This is a genomic window from Candidatus Nanosynbacter sp. TM7-008 (genome assembly GCF_022828245.2).
GTDB lineage: Bacteria > Patescibacteriota > Saccharimonadia > Saccharimonadales > Saccharimonadaceae > Nanosynbacter.
The window spans coordinates 96,187-113,919 of the sequence record NZ_CP157587.1 but is presented as its reverse complement, the minus strand read 5'-3'; the positions used below and the strand labels follow the sequence as shown (position 1 = coordinate 113,919).

Here is a 17,733-nt window from a genome sequence, read left to right as displayed (position 1 = left end):
TACTATAATTGTAACATATTTTTTACTTACTATCTAATACTCGAGATAAATATTGTTCACACGAATGGACATCTCCCCATTCAATAAATGGGTTTCGCCTAAACCACGTCAACTGACGCTTTACTAAGCTTACATCACTAACAATAAACTCCTGAATAGCCTGGTCTTCGTCTATTTCTTTCTCGATTAATTTCTTAATAATAGGATAAACATTACCCGTCATAGCCTCATTACACCACCCGGCGCTATTGGCTAATCCTATTGTCTCTTTTACAACACCATCCTTGAACATTTTTTTTGCTCTATCTGTAATTCTCTGCCTTAATAGCTGTTTATCTGTAGTAATTCCAACAACGATAGTATTATTCAATGGTGCCTCCAGTCTAGACGGCTTTTTATCAGCTCGCTCAATAGCCCTAACTAGATATCTTTTATTTTTACTATTCTCCGGCAAGACTACATCATGATTAGCACAGTATCGCTGAAGTTCAGATATCGTCATTTCTTGTAAGTTAGCTCTCTTTTCTTTGCTGGATTTACCTCCAAATTGAAAATCAAATATAACAGAATCAATGTACAACCCCGTTCCGCCGACAAGAAATGGAATATTTCCTCGACTTCGGACTTCTTTAATCTTTTGACGGGCATAGTCCTTAAATTGTGACACACTAAAAGAATCGCCCGGATTCACCAAATCAAGACCCCAATGAGAAACTCCCTGCTGCTCTTCCAGAGAAGGCTTAGCCGTCCCAATATTCATACCACGATAGACGGTCCTACTGTCAGCACAAATTATTTCCCCTCTATACTTCTTCGCTAATTGTATAGCCAATGATGTCTTGCCGCTAGCGGTAGGACCAATAATTACAATTAGTGGTAGGCGACCTTCATCAACGCCGTTATCTAATTTTATAAACCTATCCAATTAGCTCAACCCTACAAAGATTTTATATACTCAGCAAGTTGCTCCAACGATATTTTTTCTTCGCCAGATTGCGTGCGAACGCTAACCTCGTTAGCTTCCATATCCTTTGGTCCTACGATAAGTTGAACAGGTATCTTCATAGAGGTAGCTTCCCTAATCTTCTTACCTAATGATTCATTTCTAGAATCTATTGTAAATCTTACATCGTTATATCTAACTGGCTTCATGAGGGTAATGCTCGATAATATGGTTGTTATTTTATCAACATACCCTAGCACTGTGTCGTTAATAGTCAAAATACGGACCTGTTCTGGAGCCGCCCAAAACGGAAACCATCCGCCAGTGTGTTCTATAAATACACTCAAAAATCGCTCGATCGACCCCAATAAGGCACAGTGAATCATAACTGGTGTTGTAAAATTACCATCAGTATCCGCATACTCCAAACCGAACCTTTGTGGCTGCACGAAATCTAGCTGTACGGTTGCAACTTGATGTTCACGGCCGATTGCATCCGTTGCCATAAAGTCAATCTTTGGACCATAAAATGCCGCCTCACCCTCTTGTTCAAAACAATCCAAGCCTACTTTCTCAACAGCAGACTTTAACTGGTTCTGTGCGGAATCCCATAAGCTAAGATCACCTAAATACGAATCAGATTCATCACGATAGCTTAATCGGACCCTAAGCTTCATATTGATTGAGTCATATAATTCACGAGCAGCAGATAGCAAATTATTAATCTCGCCTTCAATCTGATCAGTACGACAAAATATATGGCTATCATCTTGTGTTAATGAGCGTACGCGGTTCAATCCGCCCAGTTCGCCAGTTTTTTCGTCGCGATAGTCTGTTGTCGTTTCCAAGTATCTTACTGGCATGTCACGATAACTTCGCGGTCGTGAGGCGAAAATTTGCGTATGATGCGGGCAGTTCATAGGCTTAAGAGCCATCTCATCACTAGTTTCTTGGCTTTTAACTAAAAATAACTCTTCTCCGAACTTAGCCCAATGGCCCGATGTTTCATATAAATCTTTTTTCGTAATATGAGGAGTCCAGACCTTTTCAAAGCCAAACTTCTGTCTCAGCTGGTTCGAATATTGAGCCACTATATCTCGTAAAATCGTACCGCGAGGAGTAAACAAAGGCAAACCAATCCCTACCAGAGGAGAGGTCGTATATAGATCAAGCTCCTTACCTAACTTACGATGATCTCGCTGTTTTGCAATTTCCAACCTATTCAGATATTCATCCAGTTCTTCCTGTGTAGCGAACGCTACACCATATATTCGTTGCATTTGTGGATTATTCTCATTGCCTCGCCAATATGCTCCAGCTGTCTTAGTAAGCTTGAATGCGCCAACTTTTCCAGTACTATCCACATGCCCACCTCTACACAAATCAGTGTAATCACCCTGAGAATACAAAGAAACAGTCTCAACTTTACTATCGCCATCAGACACAGATCCCATTTTTTCTCCAGCTAATTCGCTAGCAACGGTAGTACCGGATCTTTTGAGGTCATTCAGTAGCTCCACCTTAAATGACTGATCTCCCTTTATAGCCCAATCAATAGCCTCTTCTACCGACACATCACGCCTCTCAAACGGATAATCAGCCGCTACGATCTTTCGCATCTCCTCTTCTATCTTCGGAAGATCAGCTTCAGAAATTGTTCCGTTGTCAAGATAAATATCATAATAAAAACCATTATCGATAGCCGGCCCCACGCCAAACTTCGCCTGAGGCCATAAATGCTGAATAGCCTGTGCCATAATGTGCGCTAGGCTGTGTCTCATAGATTTTAGTTCTTCTTCACTCATACCAATATTATACCACGCTCCTTGATAGTAGACATCTGTTATGGTAATATTATTATATCTGGGCGATTAGCTCATTTGGCTAGAGCGCTTCATTGACGTTGAAGAGGTGAGAGGTTCGAATCCTCTATTGCCCACCAGATACGATACACAAGCCTCGTCGACGATAAACGAGGCTTTTCTATTATCTGCTATGCAGACCTTGACTTTATTTAATAAGTATGTTAGAATTTAAAGTATGAGTAAACATGACTCACCTAGTTTAGACACAAAAAAGCCGCAACACTGTTCTTTATTGAGCAAGACCAAAATTCACTACGAATATAACAAGAAGATCAACGAAGAAAGATCTATACTTAATTAAGTTACCAGATTTATAAAGTAATAGCCTCTAAAACGAGGCGATTTTTATTTTACACAGCACTTTTCCACTGGATTTTTTTATAGTTGTATGTCAATATATTGATATGATATGCATAAAATGTTTTCACGAAAAAACCCACGTAACAAATTCTCGTCAAAATAAAAAATACCCAACAACCTGGCGTAGACATATATGCGACCAATGCGGTTATTCTTTTACAACCTACGAAAAGCCTGCGATTTCCCTCGTTGTCATATCACAAGATGGCAAGAAAAATAATTTTTCTATAGGAAAACTAATGCTTAGTATTGCGCGAAGTTTTAGTCATAATGAAAAATTAGCAGGCTCATATAGCTATGACTTGGCCAATACTATACAAGATAAATTAACACACCTACAAAACAAACCCGCGATATCATCGCAACACATCGCCGAAATAACCCACTCAACATTACAGAATTTTGACCAAATAGCTGCACTGCAATATGCAGCACAACATAATCTTATTACCTCTCAGAGGAAGAGGCGTCGTGGTCGCCCTTCTTTTTCTTATTCTGAGCACGGCTCTGATCATTCATCTCTACAGTAGTCTTCTCTGTCACGTCAAACTTATCAAGATATTTACCAAGCAAAAGATGAGTTTGCGCATTATATGAAGCCATTGAGCTGTATACTATAGCGATTACAGGCATCAGAGTCCATTGCAGGACCATTAATATATTCCTACTCTTTTTATATCTTTCTGGGCGCGGAGGCAGAAGTTTAAATGATACGAAAATTGAAACCAGAATACCCACCATAGCTATCTGTTGTATTAAGCTAACCGTATCCGGCAGTTGATGTGCGGCAACACTACGAGCAGCCTCACCATTCAGCACAAGCGGCGCCCACCCGCCAAGAGCAACAATTAGGGCAATACAGGCCTGTGTTACATGTCCATCTAACAACCTTATGAACCTGGCTAGACTAGACCAAAATTTTACTGTTCTATTTTTATTGAATACGTTATTACCAACGTATGCCACATCTGAAGCCCCGTAGCTCCAACGACGCAACTGAACAAACTGCGCCTTCAGCGTCTTTTTATATCCATTAGACAATACCGCATCCTGATAAATCGGCACAAAAATCGGCACAACCTCATAATTACCATCAAAATAGAAATAGCTTCTCCAATACTGGTGGCCATCTTCAACAATTGTTCGCGTACTCCAAAAGTTCATCTCAACAAGAGCGTTCATTGGTTGCGAATGTGACGCAAAGTTACGCAAAGAATATGGGCGCATGGAGCTGATAATATTCCAAAATGAATTCCCTGTTGCCACTACTCGCATTGGCGCAGGAACATCCCATATATTATTAGTAAACAAGCATATAGGCTGAAACGATAAATGTTTTCTGTCTTCATGAGTAATATACTCATATGTCACATAGTCAAAGTAATACTTATGCGGCTTATTATCACAGTCCATCGTTGTAACGATAACATCAGAAAAGGCTATTTCTTCCTGTTGTAAATATTGCTCCAGCCACTTGCCTGCATACGTGATATTTCCACCCTTACCAATCACTTCATTTGGCAGATCTTTTGGATGTTTTACAATGTGGAAAGAATGAAAGTACTTACCGTATTTCTTTTTCAGTATTTTAGCCGTTGTATCAATATCAACACCACCACGCTCTTCGTACGCAAAAACTACAATTAGACGCTTCTTGTCATATGTCGTATCTAAGACCGACTTAAGAGCGGGCTCAATCACTTCTATACTCTCGTTGTACGCAGGCATAATAAGAGCGTTGTAAATATTACTAGGCTTAGGATAGTACCCATCTTCCGCAGCAGACATAAATCTTAGATTGTCTACATGTTGTTGATATAACAACTCCTTAGATTGATTATCTCTCAGTCTAGAATACGCATCCTTCGGATTTTCCAAATCAGATAACCGCTTATTCCAATCGACTCTCGACGCTTTTTCCATATTACTATAACCACTAATTACCCTATAGCTAATTGCTATGGCTTTCACAAACGCGGCTAGGATTATAGACAGTAAATAAATTGATGCCAGAACGGGACTTAATATAGACAAAACGATCAAAAGAACAATAGCCCCGTAGCTTAATAATCCAGGAAGCATCTCAAGAAAACGATATTTTTTTGTTCGTTTACCAAGTGGAATCTCAATGTCCATATATTATCCTATCGATGCAATTTTAATTATAGAATAGGCTAAAATAGCTAAAATAGCTAAAATACCCAACGTCAACCATAAAATAAATATAGCCAAGCTTCGTTTCTCTAGTGAAATTAACTTGACACTTAGTGCGGAGTGACCAAAAACTATCATAAACGCCAAAGCAAAATAACTAAATAAACTAGACCAGTGACTCCTATAAAAATTCGCATCACCATACGTAGTGTAGCGCGTAATAACCTGAGCCTCGCTATGCTTTATTGATGATCCTAAAAATATAGATACAACAATAGCCACAACAACGTTAACTATCAAAAGAGTTGCCACAGTCCTGTCGCTAAAAACAATTTTTATCGATTTCTTTACAGTATCTTTCATAAAATGGAGCCGTTGACTGGGCTTGAACCAGCGACCTGCTCGTTACGAATGAGCTGCTCTACCAACTGAGCTACAACGGCAAACTCCTTAGGAAATTATAGCAAAAATGGGAGCTTTTTCAAACTAGGTTGCTTATTTATCGATAGAAATGAAATATTTTACTTTATTGTTATTTTTTAAGTAGTTAAACTGGTTATTAAATTCAGTCAACGGAACTTTTACATAAGAGTAATTTACGGTGTTGCCTTCAATATTATTAAGCGTTACAAAATAATATCCGTCACCCGAAAGAGTCTTTATAGGACCTGAGATTTTACCCTTTGTTAATGACATAGCCGCTTTCGTTAGACCTCCGTCAGAATTATCCGTAGAGACGGATAAATCAAATACCGATTGCACCTTGTCGCCCATTTCCGTAGCAATATCCTTTAAGGATTTACCCTCTTGCAGCCTCTTCTTAATGTCAGACGCTAGATTATTAGCTGTTTTATCAATCTTAAAAGACACTTCCTGCTTTAACAAAGTATATTTCATGGCAGTTTTTAGCTCATCCATTGACCAATGAAGGTTGTCTTTTACTACAGACTCGTAAGCGGACTGCGATAGCTTGCTAGATTCCTGCTGTTTTTTGATAAGATCTTGTACCTTTTTATCATCTACCGTAATATTATTTTCTCTCGCAAGTTTTTTGGCATATGCCACCTCTAACGCCTTATCTATGGACTGGTTTTGGTAAAACTTAACCTTATCTTTTTGGTCTGCCTGACCTTGAGATTGTAATACCGCTAATGAGCTGCGATGATACAGAAGATAATCGCTATATTCAGCGTTTTCTCCGTCAATATTAGCCACTGGAAGAGGTAAAATCTTAGTTATCCTATATGCGATATCACTTGTGTCTTTCCAGACATATAACTGTGCCCAACCAAGAGCGATGAAAACAATCAGAATAACGACGCTAACAAGCATCGTTATCCATACCAATCGACGTTTAGTGTATTGGATGGGATATTTATGCTTACGACCAGCCGCCAAGACTTTCTCGCGGTGCTGAGCTACCGTATCGTTTGTAATCCTCTTAGGTAGCTCCTTTGGCTGTTTTTTATCTTTACGGTTCAACAGATTCTTCATTGATATCCTCCTTCTTTGTCGAAATTTCCACTGCGTCTTGTAGTTTATTATAGATCTTATCTGGATGTTCTACGTTTTTTATAACAAGATCTCCAACAAAAGTTTGAATAACTATTGTACCAAACTTAAACATTTCTCCGCTAAACCCCGGGATACTATAACTAATATTCTGAATTTTTGACAATTTCAGCTCAATGACGTCTTTGCCAAAAAATCCATGTTGAGTAATCTGACGAATTCTCTGATCGGTAACAATATAGTAAGTATAAAACCACATTAGAAAATGATAAAAAAAGAGCATTAGACCAAAAATAAATCCGCCAACAAACACCCATAAAAGATTCAAATTATCTTGCCAAATCAAAAAAGGCAATGAACCAAGCGTCATTGATCCGAGAAGCAGATAAAATCCTTTTCTCATAGCAATTATGTGACGACGAAACACAAACAACAGTTGCTCTCCGTCACGCTGCCCATCAAATTGCTTATCTTTAATTTGCTCTGTCATATATTTGGTACCCCGGGCAGGAGTCGAACCTACAACCTTATCCTTAGGACGGATCTGCTCTATCCAGTTGAGCTACCGAGGCATACAACCATTATACCACGGTAGCTCTCAGGAAAGACTAGCTTAGCGAGTAAACTTTTCACTTAATGTGTGATAATTTACCAATTCTTCCGGCTTGAACCAGTGCTCGATCTCACGAACAGCCTCATCTGAATCGCCAGATGCGTGAATCAAATTTGGAACTCCCTTTTGACACTCATCTGCATAGCCAAAACTAATGTGTGAATAGTCACCGCGAATTGTTCCCATGTCAGCCGACTTAGGCTCTGTTGGACCAACAATCTTCCTAACAACAGCAACAGCTTCAACACCCTCTAGCACCATTGCTATAACCGGACCATCCATCATCATATCTAATGTTATGTTCAAAGTATCCTTGCCTCGACGAGTAGCCAATTTACCAATGTCTTCATAGTGAGCATAGTAATGATCTCTAGATGGTGATGTCATTTTTACACCAACTATTTTTAGACCAACTCGCTCAAAACGTTGTAAAATTTCCCCAACGATACCTCGTTGAACTGCGTCAGGCTTAAAGACGATCAATGTCCTCTCAACACCACAGTAGTTTTTTTCGCTTTCTGCCATAGATACTCCTCTGCTTATTATTTTCTAATATAGTAGCAGAAATAAATAATTTGATAAACATATTCATTAGCGATAGAATAAATATTATGTTTATGTCAGAAGCCTTAACTGATTTCTTAGAACACCTAGAGGTTGAAGGTGGGCGTAGTCAAAAAACCATCATAAATTATCAACTATACCTGGAGAGATTTATCGATTTTGCTGGTGATATAGATGTTGAGAAAATTACATCAGAACTAATACGCCAGTATCGCCTCTGGCTAAACCGTTATAAAAATGACAACACCGGCGAAGAGCTGTCTTTAATTACTCAAAGTTATCATCTTATTGCATTACGAGGTTTGCTAACCTACCTTTCTCGCCGTAATATCAAAAGTCTAGCGGCCGACAGAATTATATTGCCCAAAGTAGTCCGTAAACAAGTAACCTTTTTACAATATGACGAGGTTTTACGTATGATCGATCAAATACCGACCGATACAGAATCTGGACTGAGAGATCGAGCAATCGTTGAGTTGCTATTTTCCAGCGGACTACGTGTTTCAGAATTGGTCAATTTAAACCGAGACCATATAAACCTAAAGAGGCGCGAATTTATGGTGCGAGGAAAAGGACAAAAGGATCGCCCTGTTTTTATTTCAAAAAGTGCTGCCGAGCACATATCGGCATACCTGGAAGCTAGAACAGATAATCTACCCGCTCTATTTTTAAGCTATAGCAAACGCCGCGCAACTCCCAACACCTCCGGAGACTACCGTAGGTTAAGCACGCGCAGCATTCAGAGAATGATTGGTCAATATGCTAGATTGGCTGGTATCACAAAACATGTAAGCCCACACACCATGCGTCATAGCTTTGCCACCGATCTACTTATGAACGGTGCAGACTTGCGCTCAGTCCAATCAATGCTGGGCCATAGCAATATATCAACAACACAGGTATATACGCATGTTACCGACCAACACCTGAAAGATGTTCACGACCGATTTCATAGCGATACAGAAGCTTAGCTTATGGCTTACATCGACCTGCAGTAGCAGATCCGCCGCCAGATACAGAGAAATCTTTACATAGACTATTCTTTAATTCAACCGCATTATTAGGATATGCGAAATCATCTCCTATTTGCAATCGAGCTTCAACTCTTCTAAATAAATCACTTGCCCGCCCCGTGGAATCGACAATTGGCTGAACTCCATCAAAATTGACAATTGTTCCGTCAGTTTTTTGAAGAGAAATCTTCACACTGCCACCTTTATATATAGGCAATAACCTCAAGAACGCAGTTTCGCTACCAGCTGGAATCTCATCAACATCAATCACCGCTTTACACGAATATTCGCCAGAAAACTTGAATGTCTTGCTGCAAGAAACCGCACTTGTTCCATTATTATGTTCATTCCCGTCAGTTGCGCGTGGATGATCAGAAATCTTACCAGAAACAGCAGTACCATTCTGACTTGCTACGTCTGACCTTAAAACGTTCGGTCGTAAGAAAGAAGTGACACCAGTTGAGTCTAAAGTCGCTAAATTAAAGGTAGATCCTGGATTGATAAGCTGCACGCGCATCAATTGTGGCGAATTAGCATTCCAGCTGTTTTTCGTCGGCAAATCCCCAGAAGTGGATATTTCAGTGTTAGCGGCGTTGGCGCCATTCAAATTGCTCTCATCATCACGCCTGTACCATTCAATAGATATTTTGTTGAACGAACCAGTTGCACGTAGTGGCACAATTTGAGATTTTTCCTCAATAGACTTATATATAAAATCTTGAGATTTCATAGTGATTTTTACACAAGTATACGCTTGATCAAATTTTTTACCCGCATCTGTACCAGTTTTAATAATAGTTTCACCAGAAGAGCTACCTCCAACAACACCAGATGCCGCGACCATATTACAATTAATTGGACCATTCAGCACTCCCGCCGCTTGAATATTGCCCGTCTGGGCGGCACGAACCACACGCTTAGCATCCTCAACCCCAGCCAAAGCTGCGTCATAAGCACTTTGTGACAGATCATTATTCGAGGATTGTCGCTGATCCATAATCATCAACTTGATAAACCCAATAGTAACAATAGTCAGCAACATCGCGCCAAATATAACCGCAAAAAGAGATACAGCACCTGATTGTCGCGTATTTTTACCCATTCGTCCTCACAATCATCTCAAATTTATTTATAGCACAGAACTCAAAATTGCTATCATCTTCAGTCGGAGCTTTACAGGAGGAGTTTCTTATCTCGCTCATTTTGCTCGTTCCCAGCGTAAAGGTCAATTTATACAGTGCCTCCCTTGAATTATCTGAGGTAACCTTTTCTAACGTGACTTCGTGTACACCAATTGAGCCATCGCCGCTATTGATAGACCTGAGCAAATTGGACGATTTCGCAAGATCGACGGTTTCTGGATATTTGCCAGAAGCATCTTTTTTACACAATCCGCTATCCGCATCAACTACGCGCACTAAATTCACTGGATTACCATTAACCTTAAACAGACTATTTCCGCCCAACAGGCTAGGATCGTCCAAATACTTTGGATTATTCCACACATAAGAATGAGAGCCAAGACAAAGTCGACCAGTTGACCAATTGCTATTATTCGGCACCCTCAATCCCGTGCTATCAATCTTTTCGGCATTCGCCTGAAGAAAATCGCGTCGAATCGTATCTGAAATATCTCGCCCCGCTTGATTAACATCACGAAGCACAATACCTCTGCTATACATTTTTCCCGCTTGAATACCCACCATAGCAATCGACAACAAAAGAACAGAGATAAAACTCATGGCGAGCATCAATTCGATAAGTGTAAATCCTTTTTTATAGCCCCGAATCATACAACCTCACAATCGTACCGATGGTTGCCGGCATTTTGCTGCCAACAGGCATCCAGCACGCTTTTATGTACGCATCATATTTATTGCTATCCCTACTTCCAATGGCCGTACTCGGCTTAACTAATCTAACTGATATTCCATACGTTTTTTTAGCATCGCTATCAACCCGCGCGTACGTTTCTGCTGGTTTATAATCGCCAGGATTGTTCAATACACTAATCTTCGAAGCGAGCGAAGGTGTCGCAGCCAAAGCAAACTCTTTCGCGGAAAAATCATCAGGACATTTTTCAGCGCCCAAGTTTCCTTCATTGTCATTAACAGCAGAAACGCTCACCGAATTATTGTCTACCAATTTCTTCCAAGTATTATTTTTCATATCATGCGCATATCTTAGCATTTCAGCCTGAGCGTCAACCTGTTGGCGAACCAACGTCGTCTCCAAAGAATACTGAGCGATAGCCATCCCACGGTTCATGGTTTCTAATGCAATAACGGCAACTAGACTAAAAATGGTTACTCCAAGCAGCACTTCAACAAGTGTGTCGCCCCTGTTAAACTTACGCATCAGCACAACCTCCCGTAGCATTACCCATAACTACAGCATCAGCAGAACCTGCGTGTGATCGTAGAAAAATAGATAATCTCTCTCCCGGTAGCCAGCCGTCATCATAAACACAGATCTCCCTCTGTTGACGCTGCTCGCCAGCAGATTGCACAACTCCAGCACTATTTTTATTATTTACGAAATCAGTCAAATTGTCACCGAATCGGCTCGTGTCGGTTCTAATGTCCAACTGCCCCGTCTCTGGGTGGCGGTACATCAAAATAGAAATATACGCACTATCTTTAGCTTGGTTAGAAAATCTAGTTTTTGCTTGCCAATTAACGATATATTTATCAGACTCAGCACCCCGCCTATAAGTCCATGCGCTACCCTTATCTGGCCTATAGGCATAAACTGGATAAGTTTTGTACAGATTGCCGTTCGTCGAACCCAGAGAACCTTCAGTGGTAATATAGCGACCAACAATCACACAATCAGATTGACCACGTAGAGTTTCAGCTCGACCGTCAGAGCCTTCAATTGGGCAAGCGCCCTTAGATCGCTCATTCTCAACATTGACCACCTTCGAGTACTCATTTCGCAAAAAACCAGCATATGATTGCACCGAATCGCGATATTGCTGACGATTAATTGACATACTTACGCCGACCATTAACATAGAGGTCAGTAAGCCAGAAATAGCCACAAACAAAATCACTTCAATTATAGTAAAACCTTTTTGTTTATTGCCCATCACTTCTCCATTATAGCATAAGCGCTTTTTACTTAGACAATAAGAAAGCCCCACTCTAAAATTTGTCGGCTAAAGAACCAAGCGAGTAAAAACCCTACGATAAGCAATGGACCGAAGCAGATCCGTGAAGTTGCTTGCAACTTTCCTCGCATCATTGATGGCAAGACAAGAAGCGTGCCAATAAGATTCGCGATGAACAACGCAGCAAACGCCAAAAGCCAATTTCCCAAGAACAAACCCAATCCAAGTCCAAGCTTAACATCACCAAAACCGATCCAAGTTTTATCTTCCCCATAACGATATTTCGAGAATAAATATAACACCATATATATTCCACTCAGAATCGCAATCGACCCAAATAACGTCATCAAGCTTTTTGAGAAATCGCCAGCTAGACATACTTTTATTCCCGCAAAAATAACACCAAGAATGATAAACGGAATATTAATTACATCTGGAAGAAGTAGCCATCTGAGGTCATAGACAAATAAAATCGCCAGCAGCACCAAACTTGCCAACCACAAGACCAGCAACGCGACTTGCCAGATATCCGTCAATGATCCAGGCCAAAAAACCATAGACGCAACAAATAATCCGGCCATCACTAGTTCTAGCAAGATTTCCGTCCAGCCAATAAATGCTTTGCAATATCTGCATCGCCCTAATCCAGCGACCCAACTTACCACAGGAATCAAATCGTGCCACTTAAGCTCATGTCCGCAAGATAAACAGCGTGACCTATCTTTGGAAATTTTTTTTATCAATGGAGACAATTTCTTTAATTCCTTTTGGTCAACCTTTTCTCCAGCTTTTTTATCTTCCACCAACTGACGAGCCCGCAAGCGCCAAATTTGCGCTCCGGCGAAACTGCCTAAAATAGCCCCTAAAAATCCCACTAGTACAAACTTAATCATACTTCTTATGGTAACAAAAAACCATAAAAAAATCAGCCCCATACCGAGGCTGATTCGTAATTTATCTATGGATTATACATCCTGGCAATACAATTGCTTCTGAGAACCGTTGTTCTCCAGCAGAACTACGACTGCTGCGTTGCGTGAAGATCCGTTTTCCAAAGTTATATTTGCTGGATCGTCAGCAGATGGAGCTGGCGTGCTAGCAGGACATTTCTTACCTCGCATAACCTTGATTTCGTTACTAGCTACTGACATTGAAGCACCAGGTGTAGCAACCTTTAATTCTGAAGATTTGTCGTATTGATCAAGCTTATCGACATACTTGCGTAGAGACTCTTCACTAAACGTGCCGCCGTTACGATTAGCTGAATTCCAATTGGTAATAGCTGCGGCAACTGTTGAAGCGTCATCCTTCCTTGACTGGTCGCGCTGGCTACGCTGCAAAGCTGGCAATGCGATAAACACCATCGCAAAGATAAGTCCAGCAATAGCCAAGACTAAAACGACCTCGATGATTGTAAATCCTTTTTTATTATCTTTTTTTGTCATTAGATTTCCCACCTTTCTATGGTTTACCTATATTTACGCAAAAATGCTTAAGCTTATAATACACTAAAAATATAAGTCAGTCTAGCGAATATTAATATTACCGACCAAACTATAAATTGGAAGTAAGATAGCCGCCACCATCGTACCAGCAACTATAGCCAAGAATACCATCAGGACTGGCTCTATCGCCGTCGACAAGGCGCGAATCTCCTCGTCAAGCTCATCTTCATAAACCTGAGCGGTCTTACCCATCATCTCATCAATTTTACCTGATTGCTCACCAATTTTAATCATCTGCGGCACCATTGCTAGGAAATAATCTTCATTAGATAAAGAAGCTGAGAGCGCCTTACCACCCTTCACCTTATCTGACGCACGAAGTATGCTTTCGCTAATAATCACGTTATTAACAGCATCAGATGTAATACGAAGCATATCAAGCATCGGCACGCCAGTACTCAGAAGAACTTGACCAGTCCTGGCAAATCGTGCCATGTACATTTTCCTGAACATCCCTTTGAACATTGGGACATTAAGCTTAAAGGTGTCTTTAGTCCTAATTCCCTGTTCAGTTTTCAGATATTGTGCTAGGAAATAACCGCCGATAATCATTGCCAATATAACAAGCCACCAAAGACTACTAAAAAAGTTCGCCGTTTTAATCATCATAAGAGTTACAAATGGCAACCCCTTATTTAAGTCACGATACAGACCTTCAACTTGCGGAACAACCGTGAACAACATAAATCCGATAACTAAGATAATCACTGCCAAGACAATTGACGGATACATCATAGCACCCCTAATTTTACTCATCATAGCAGCCTCTTTTTCCTGCTGAGCAGCTAACCTCTTAAGCGAATCATCCATTGTACCTGACGTTTCACCAGCCGAGACTAAAGCTACATAAACTTTGTTAAAAGCTTCTGGATGCTTTGCGAACGAATCAGACAAGGATTTACCACCTTCAACATCAGAGATAATTTCCTGGACTATTTCCTGCATGCGCTTATTCGTCGTCTGCTCCTGAACCGTTCGAAGACTTTGCGCCAAAGGTAGCCCAGCTCCAATAAGAGTTGCTAGCTGACGAGTAAACACAACCCTATCCTTAGTGGTGATTCTACCAGAAAACCTCGCAAAGAAATTTGTTTTATCGTCTTGTAATTCAATTTTTAACGGCACAAAGCCCTGAGCCGTCAAGAGTTTTGCGGCAGCGTTTTCGCTATCAGCCTGAACAACTGATTTAACGATTTTATTACTTGCGCTATCTCTGGCTTCGTAATCATATTTTTTCATTTATTACCCCCTCATCAACCTCTCGAATTCCGTCAAATCGACAGCAAATTCACGAGCGCTATCATACGTAATCGTACCATTCTGCACCAAATTGACCAAAGTTCGATCCATCGTCTGCATTCCCTGATCAGCACCAGTCTGAATCACGGCATCCAATTGGTGAGATTTACCTTCGCGGATAATGTTGCGCACCGCTGGATTGGCAATCAAAACCTCTGCCGCCACAACTCGTCCACCACCAATAGCTGGGACTAGTCGCTGTGAACAAATTGCCATCAAGATATTACTGAGCTGAGCGCGAATCTGTGGCTGCTGGTGCGGTGGGAACACGTCAATCATACGGTCGATTGATTGTGCGGCAGAGTTTGTGTGTAGCGTTGCAAACACCAAGTGTCCAGTTTCGGCAATTGTAATCGCTGCTGAAATCGTCTCGAGGTCGCGCATCTCACCAATCAACACAACGTCTGGGTCTTGGCGAAGACTCGAGCGCAAAGCCGCAGAGAATGAATAAGTGTCGTAGTGAACTTCACGCTGAACTACCACTGATTTTTTCGACTTGTGAGTAAACTCGATAGGATCTTCAATGGTAATAATATGCTGTGAGCGCTCAGAATTGATCTTATCAACCAGCGCCGCCAAAGTCGTCGACTTACCGGAACCAGTTGGACCAGTGACTAACACCAAACCGCGAGGAAAATCCGCAAATGTATTAACAACTGGTGGCATACCTAGTTCAGACGCCGACTTAATTTCATTTGGAATCAAACGTAGAGCTGCAGCCAAATTGCCACGCTCATGGAAGGCATTAACTCGGAATCGCCCCAATGTGCCAAACGCAAACGAAAAGTCGAATTCTTTATCTTTTAGCAAAATCTGTCGCTGATCTTCATCAAGAATCTGGAACACTAATCTCTCAACGGCAGGCTCGTCTAAGGGCTGAGTTCCGGCGGCTGGCATTAACGAACCGTCAATTCGTAGCATTGGCGGCAAACCAACTTGAATATGAAGGTCTGAAGCTCGCTTCTTAACAACTTCTTCCAGCAAAATCTCAATTCGCAATTCTTGATTATTCATGTTTCCTCCTTTTACGCGGTATCCGCCGCTACTCTATTAACTTCTTCTATTGTCGTTATTCCGTTCAACGCCTTCAAATAACCATCTTGACGCATCGTAATCATACCCTGTTGAATTGCCATTCGCTGAATTTCCGCTGAGGTTGCGCGCTTAACAATCAAATTCTGAATCTCTTCAGTAATATCCATGACCTCATACAAACCAGCTCGCCCAGCATAACCGCGAGGAGTTTGCGGCGTATCTTTTCCTTTTGCCAAGGCAAACGACGTCTGTGTCGCTAGCGGCAAACTTTCATATCCCAAATCTTGCGCGTATTGAGCGACCTGCTCCCTTGTTTGCGGCAATAATCCACCAACCGCCTCGCGAATTGCCTGCGTTTCCAGTGGTGATGATTGATAAATATCCCGACGACGTGCCACTCGCCTCACCAAACGCTGACCGATAATTGTGTTAACCGTACTGGCAATAAGAAACGGCTCGATCCCCATATCCAACAAACGCGGCAACACGCCAGCGGCAGAATTTGTGTGAAGTGTCGAGAAAACCAAGTGCCCCGTTAAGGCCGCCTGAATAGCCAAATTCGCTGTTTCGTTATCGCGAATCTCACCAACCATCACAATGTCTGGGTCTTGACGCAAAATTGAACGCAGCCCAGAGGCAAACGTCAAGCCAACTTCCGCATTCACCTGAATCTGATTGACACCATCCATCTTATACTCAACTGGATCCTCGAGTGTCACAATATTTACAGTATCATCCTTAATCTCCTTGATCAACGCATACAAACTCGTTGACTTACCGGAACCAGTTGGACCCGACGTTAAAATCATTCCATTTGGTCGCTTAATTCCCTTACGGATCGTTCTTAATGCACGCCCAGCGTAGCCCATATCTTCCAAATTGAAAGAACTTCCACTCTTATCGAGCAGACGAATAACCACTTGCTCGCCCCAGACAACTGGAGAGATAGCAATACGAAGGTCAACTTCTTTACCTGCAACGTTAACCGCAAATTGACCGTCCTGAGGAATGCGATGCTCGTCAATTTTCAGATTGGAAAGAATCTTAATACGACTAACTAACGCCGGCTCAATACTCTTTGGGAGCTGCATTATTTCACGCAAAACACCGTCAACACGACAACGAATCTTCAAAGCCTTCTCTAATGGCTCAATGTGTACGTCGGACGCGTGACTCTTTACCGCGTATTCCAAAATTGTCGACAACGCTCGTGATATTGGTGAATCTTGAACAATTGTTTTGATATTACCAGCTTCCGACAAAGACTCTTCCTGCGAAGCCTGTGCAGCCACATTAACAGATGACAAGTCAGTCTTATATTGATCTAAGACGTGGCGGACACTCTCTTCTGAAGCCATGAATACTTTTATCGGACGCTGGATGCGATTTGACAAATAGTCCACCGCCTGAACATTATTCGCGTCGATCATCGCTACCGCCAGTCGGTTTTGAACCTCGGCCAGCGGCACGGCCATAAATCTCTCAGCAACGTCGGACGGTAATAGAGATAAAATATCCTGGCTAATAACGCTATTCGACAGATTGACATACGGCACGCCCGAAACTTGAGCCACACCATGAACTAATAGTTCATTATCAAGCAACCCCTCTTCGCTAAGCAAGCTAAATAACGGCTTACCACTCTCAGAGGCGCGCTTTAAGGCATCATCAATGACAGACTTCTCAATAAGCCCCTCGTTTACGAGCAGCTCGATCAACTTATCTTGGATGTCGTCCGTCAGTAAAGCCATTTACACCCCT

18 protein-coding genes and 3 tRNA genes are annotated in these 17,733 nt (G+C 41.5%); 3 read left to right on the top strand and 18 right to left on the bottom strand.

What is annotated here, in order from left to right:
• Window positions 1-22 precede the first annotated feature (22 nt).
• Complete coding sequence (locus LRM48_RS00605; protein ID WP_243812056.1) at window positions 23-925, bottom strand: tRNA (adenosine(37)-N6)-dimethylallyltransferase; 903 nt, start codon at window positions 923-925, stop codon at window positions 23-25.
• Window positions 926-936: 11 nt separating this feature from the next.
• Window positions 937-2,748, bottom strand: a complete 1,812-nt coding sequence (thrS, locus tag LRM48_RS00600) for a threonine--tRNA ligase (RefSeq protein WP_243812057.1) — start codon at window positions 2,746-2,748, stop codon at window positions 937-939.
• A gap of 60 nt (window positions 2,749-2,808) precedes the next feature.
• On the opposite strand from thrS, the gene LRM48_RS00595 reads away from it, so the two are divergent.
• Both LRM48_RS00595 and LRM48_RS00590 read left to right on the top strand, forming a co-directional pair.
• A tRNA-Val gene (locus LRM48_RS00595) sits at window positions 2,809-2,885 on the top strand.
• A 327-nt stretch (window positions 2,886-3,212) separates the two neighbouring features.
• The gene (locus LRM48_RS00590) at window positions 3,213-3,698 is read left to right on the top strand and encodes an ATP cone domain-containing protein (RefSeq protein ID WP_426303688.1); all 486 of its coding nucleotides are present in this window, start codon (window positions 3,213-3,215) and stop codon (window positions 3,696-3,698) included.
• On the opposite strand, the gene LRM48_RS00585 is transcribed toward LRM48_RS00590, so the two are convergent.
• From LRM48_RS00585 to LRM48_RS00555, 7 genes are all read right to left on the bottom strand, one after another.
• Window positions 3,616-5,304: a glycosyltransferase family 2 protein gene (locus LRM48_RS00585; RefSeq protein WP_243812058.1), complete on the bottom strand. Its 1,689-nt coding sequence runs from the start codon at window positions 5,302-5,304 to the stop codon at window positions 3,616-3,618. The two genes, LRM48_RS00590 and LRM48_RS00585, sit on opposite strands and share 83 nt — an antisense overlap.
• Before the next feature lie 3 nt (window positions 5,305-5,307).
• Window positions 5,308-5,685: a hypothetical protein gene (locus LRM48_RS00580; protein WP_129744301.1), complete on the bottom strand. Its 378-nt coding sequence runs from the start codon at window positions 5,683-5,685 to the stop codon at window positions 5,308-5,310.
• A gap of 4 nt (window positions 5,686-5,689) precedes the next feature.
• Window positions 5,690-5,765 (bottom strand) — tRNA-Thr (locus tag LRM48_RS00575).
• 52 nt (window positions 5,766-5,817) lie between these two features.
• On the bottom strand, window positions 5,818-6,816 hold the full coding sequence (locus LRM48_RS00570) for a SurA N-terminal domain-containing protein (protein ID WP_129744300.1): 999 nt from the start codon (window positions 6,814-6,816) through the stop codon (window positions 5,818-5,820).
• Window positions 6,794-7,324, bottom strand: a complete 531-nt coding sequence (locus tag LRM48_RS00565) for a PH domain-containing protein (protein ID WP_129744299.1) — start codon at window positions 7,322-7,324, stop codon at window positions 6,794-6,796. The genes LRM48_RS00570 and LRM48_RS00565 overlap by 23 nt, the downstream gene beginning before the upstream one ends.
• Window positions 7,325-7,329: 5 nt before the next feature.
• Window positions 7,330-7,406 (bottom strand) — tRNA-Arg (locus LRM48_RS00560).
• 41 nt (window positions 7,407-7,447) lie between these two features.
• Entirely contained in the window at window positions 7,448-7,972 is a 525-nt protein-coding gene (locus LRM48_RS00555; protein ID WP_129744298.1) for a nucleoside-diphosphate kinase, read from the bottom strand.
• A gap of 86 nt (window positions 7,973-8,058) precedes the next feature.
• Between LRM48_RS00555 and xerA the strand changes: the two genes are divergently transcribed.
• Complete coding sequence (gene xerA / locus LRM48_RS00550; protein WP_243812059.1) at window positions 8,059-8,982, top strand: site-specific tyrosine recombinase/integron integrase; 924 nt, start codon at window positions 8,059-8,061, stop codon at window positions 8,980-8,982.
• A gap of 1 nt (window position 8,983) precedes the next feature.
• On the opposite strand, the gene LRM48_RS00545 is transcribed toward xerA, so the two are convergent.
• The 9 genes from LRM48_RS00545 to LRM48_RS00505 form a co-directional block, all read right to left on the bottom strand.
• On the bottom strand, window positions 8,984-10,126 hold the full coding sequence (locus LRM48_RS00545; RefSeq protein WP_129744296.1) for a hypothetical protein: 1,143 nt from the start codon (window positions 10,124-10,126) through the stop codon (window positions 8,984-8,986).
• Window positions 10,119-10,817 (bottom strand): PilW family protein, encoded by a 699-nt coding sequence (locus LRM48_RS00540; protein WP_243812060.1) that lies wholly within the window; start codon window positions 10,815-10,817, stop codon window positions 10,119-10,121. The genes LRM48_RS00545 and LRM48_RS00540 overlap by 8 nt, the downstream gene beginning before the upstream one ends.
• On the bottom strand, window positions 10,801-11,382 hold the full coding sequence (locus tag LRM48_RS00535; RefSeq protein WP_243812061.1) for a type II secretion system protein: 582 nt from the start codon (window positions 11,380-11,382) through the stop codon (window positions 10,801-10,803). The genes LRM48_RS00540 and LRM48_RS00535 overlap by 17 nt, the downstream gene beginning before the upstream one ends.
• Window positions 11,375-12,115 carry a type II secretion system protein gene (locus tag LRM48_RS00530; protein WP_243812062.1) on the bottom strand — a complete coding sequence of 247 codons (741 nt, stop codon included), beginning with the start codon at window positions 12,113-12,115 and terminating at the stop codon, window positions 11,375-11,377. Before LRM48_RS00530 ends, LRM48_RS00535 begins: the two co-directional genes overlap by 8 nt.
• Before the next feature lie 32 nt (window positions 12,116-12,147).
• Entirely contained in the window at window positions 12,148-13,029 is an 882-nt protein-coding gene (locus LRM48_RS00525; protein WP_243812063.1) for a prepilin peptidase, read from the bottom strand.
• 72 nt (window positions 13,030-13,101) lie between these two features.
• A complete protein-coding gene (locus LRM48_RS00520) occupies window positions 13,102-13,581 on the bottom strand; it encodes a type II secretion system protein (RefSeq protein WP_243812064.1) in 480 nt (159 codons plus the stop codon).
• 81 nt (window positions 13,582-13,662) lie between these two features.
• On the bottom strand, window positions 13,663-14,877 hold the full coding sequence (locus tag LRM48_RS00515; RefSeq protein ID WP_243812065.1) for a type II secretion system F family protein: 1,215 nt from the start codon (window positions 14,875-14,877) through the stop codon (window positions 13,663-13,665).
• A gap of 3 nt (window positions 14,878-14,880) precedes the next feature.
• Window positions 14,881-15,951 (bottom strand): type IV pilus twitching motility protein PilT, encoded by a 1,071-nt coding sequence (locus LRM48_RS00510; protein WP_129637150.1) that lies wholly within the window; start codon window positions 15,949-15,951, stop codon window positions 14,881-14,883.
• An 11-nt stretch (window positions 15,952-15,962) separates the two neighbouring features.
• Window positions 15,963-17,723 carry a GspE/PulE family protein gene (locus LRM48_RS00505; protein ID WP_129743539.1) on the bottom strand — a complete coding sequence of 587 codons (1,761 nt, stop codon included), beginning with the start codon at window positions 17,721-17,723 and terminating at the stop codon, window positions 15,963-15,965.
• Window positions 17,724-17,733: the final 10 nt, after the last annotated feature.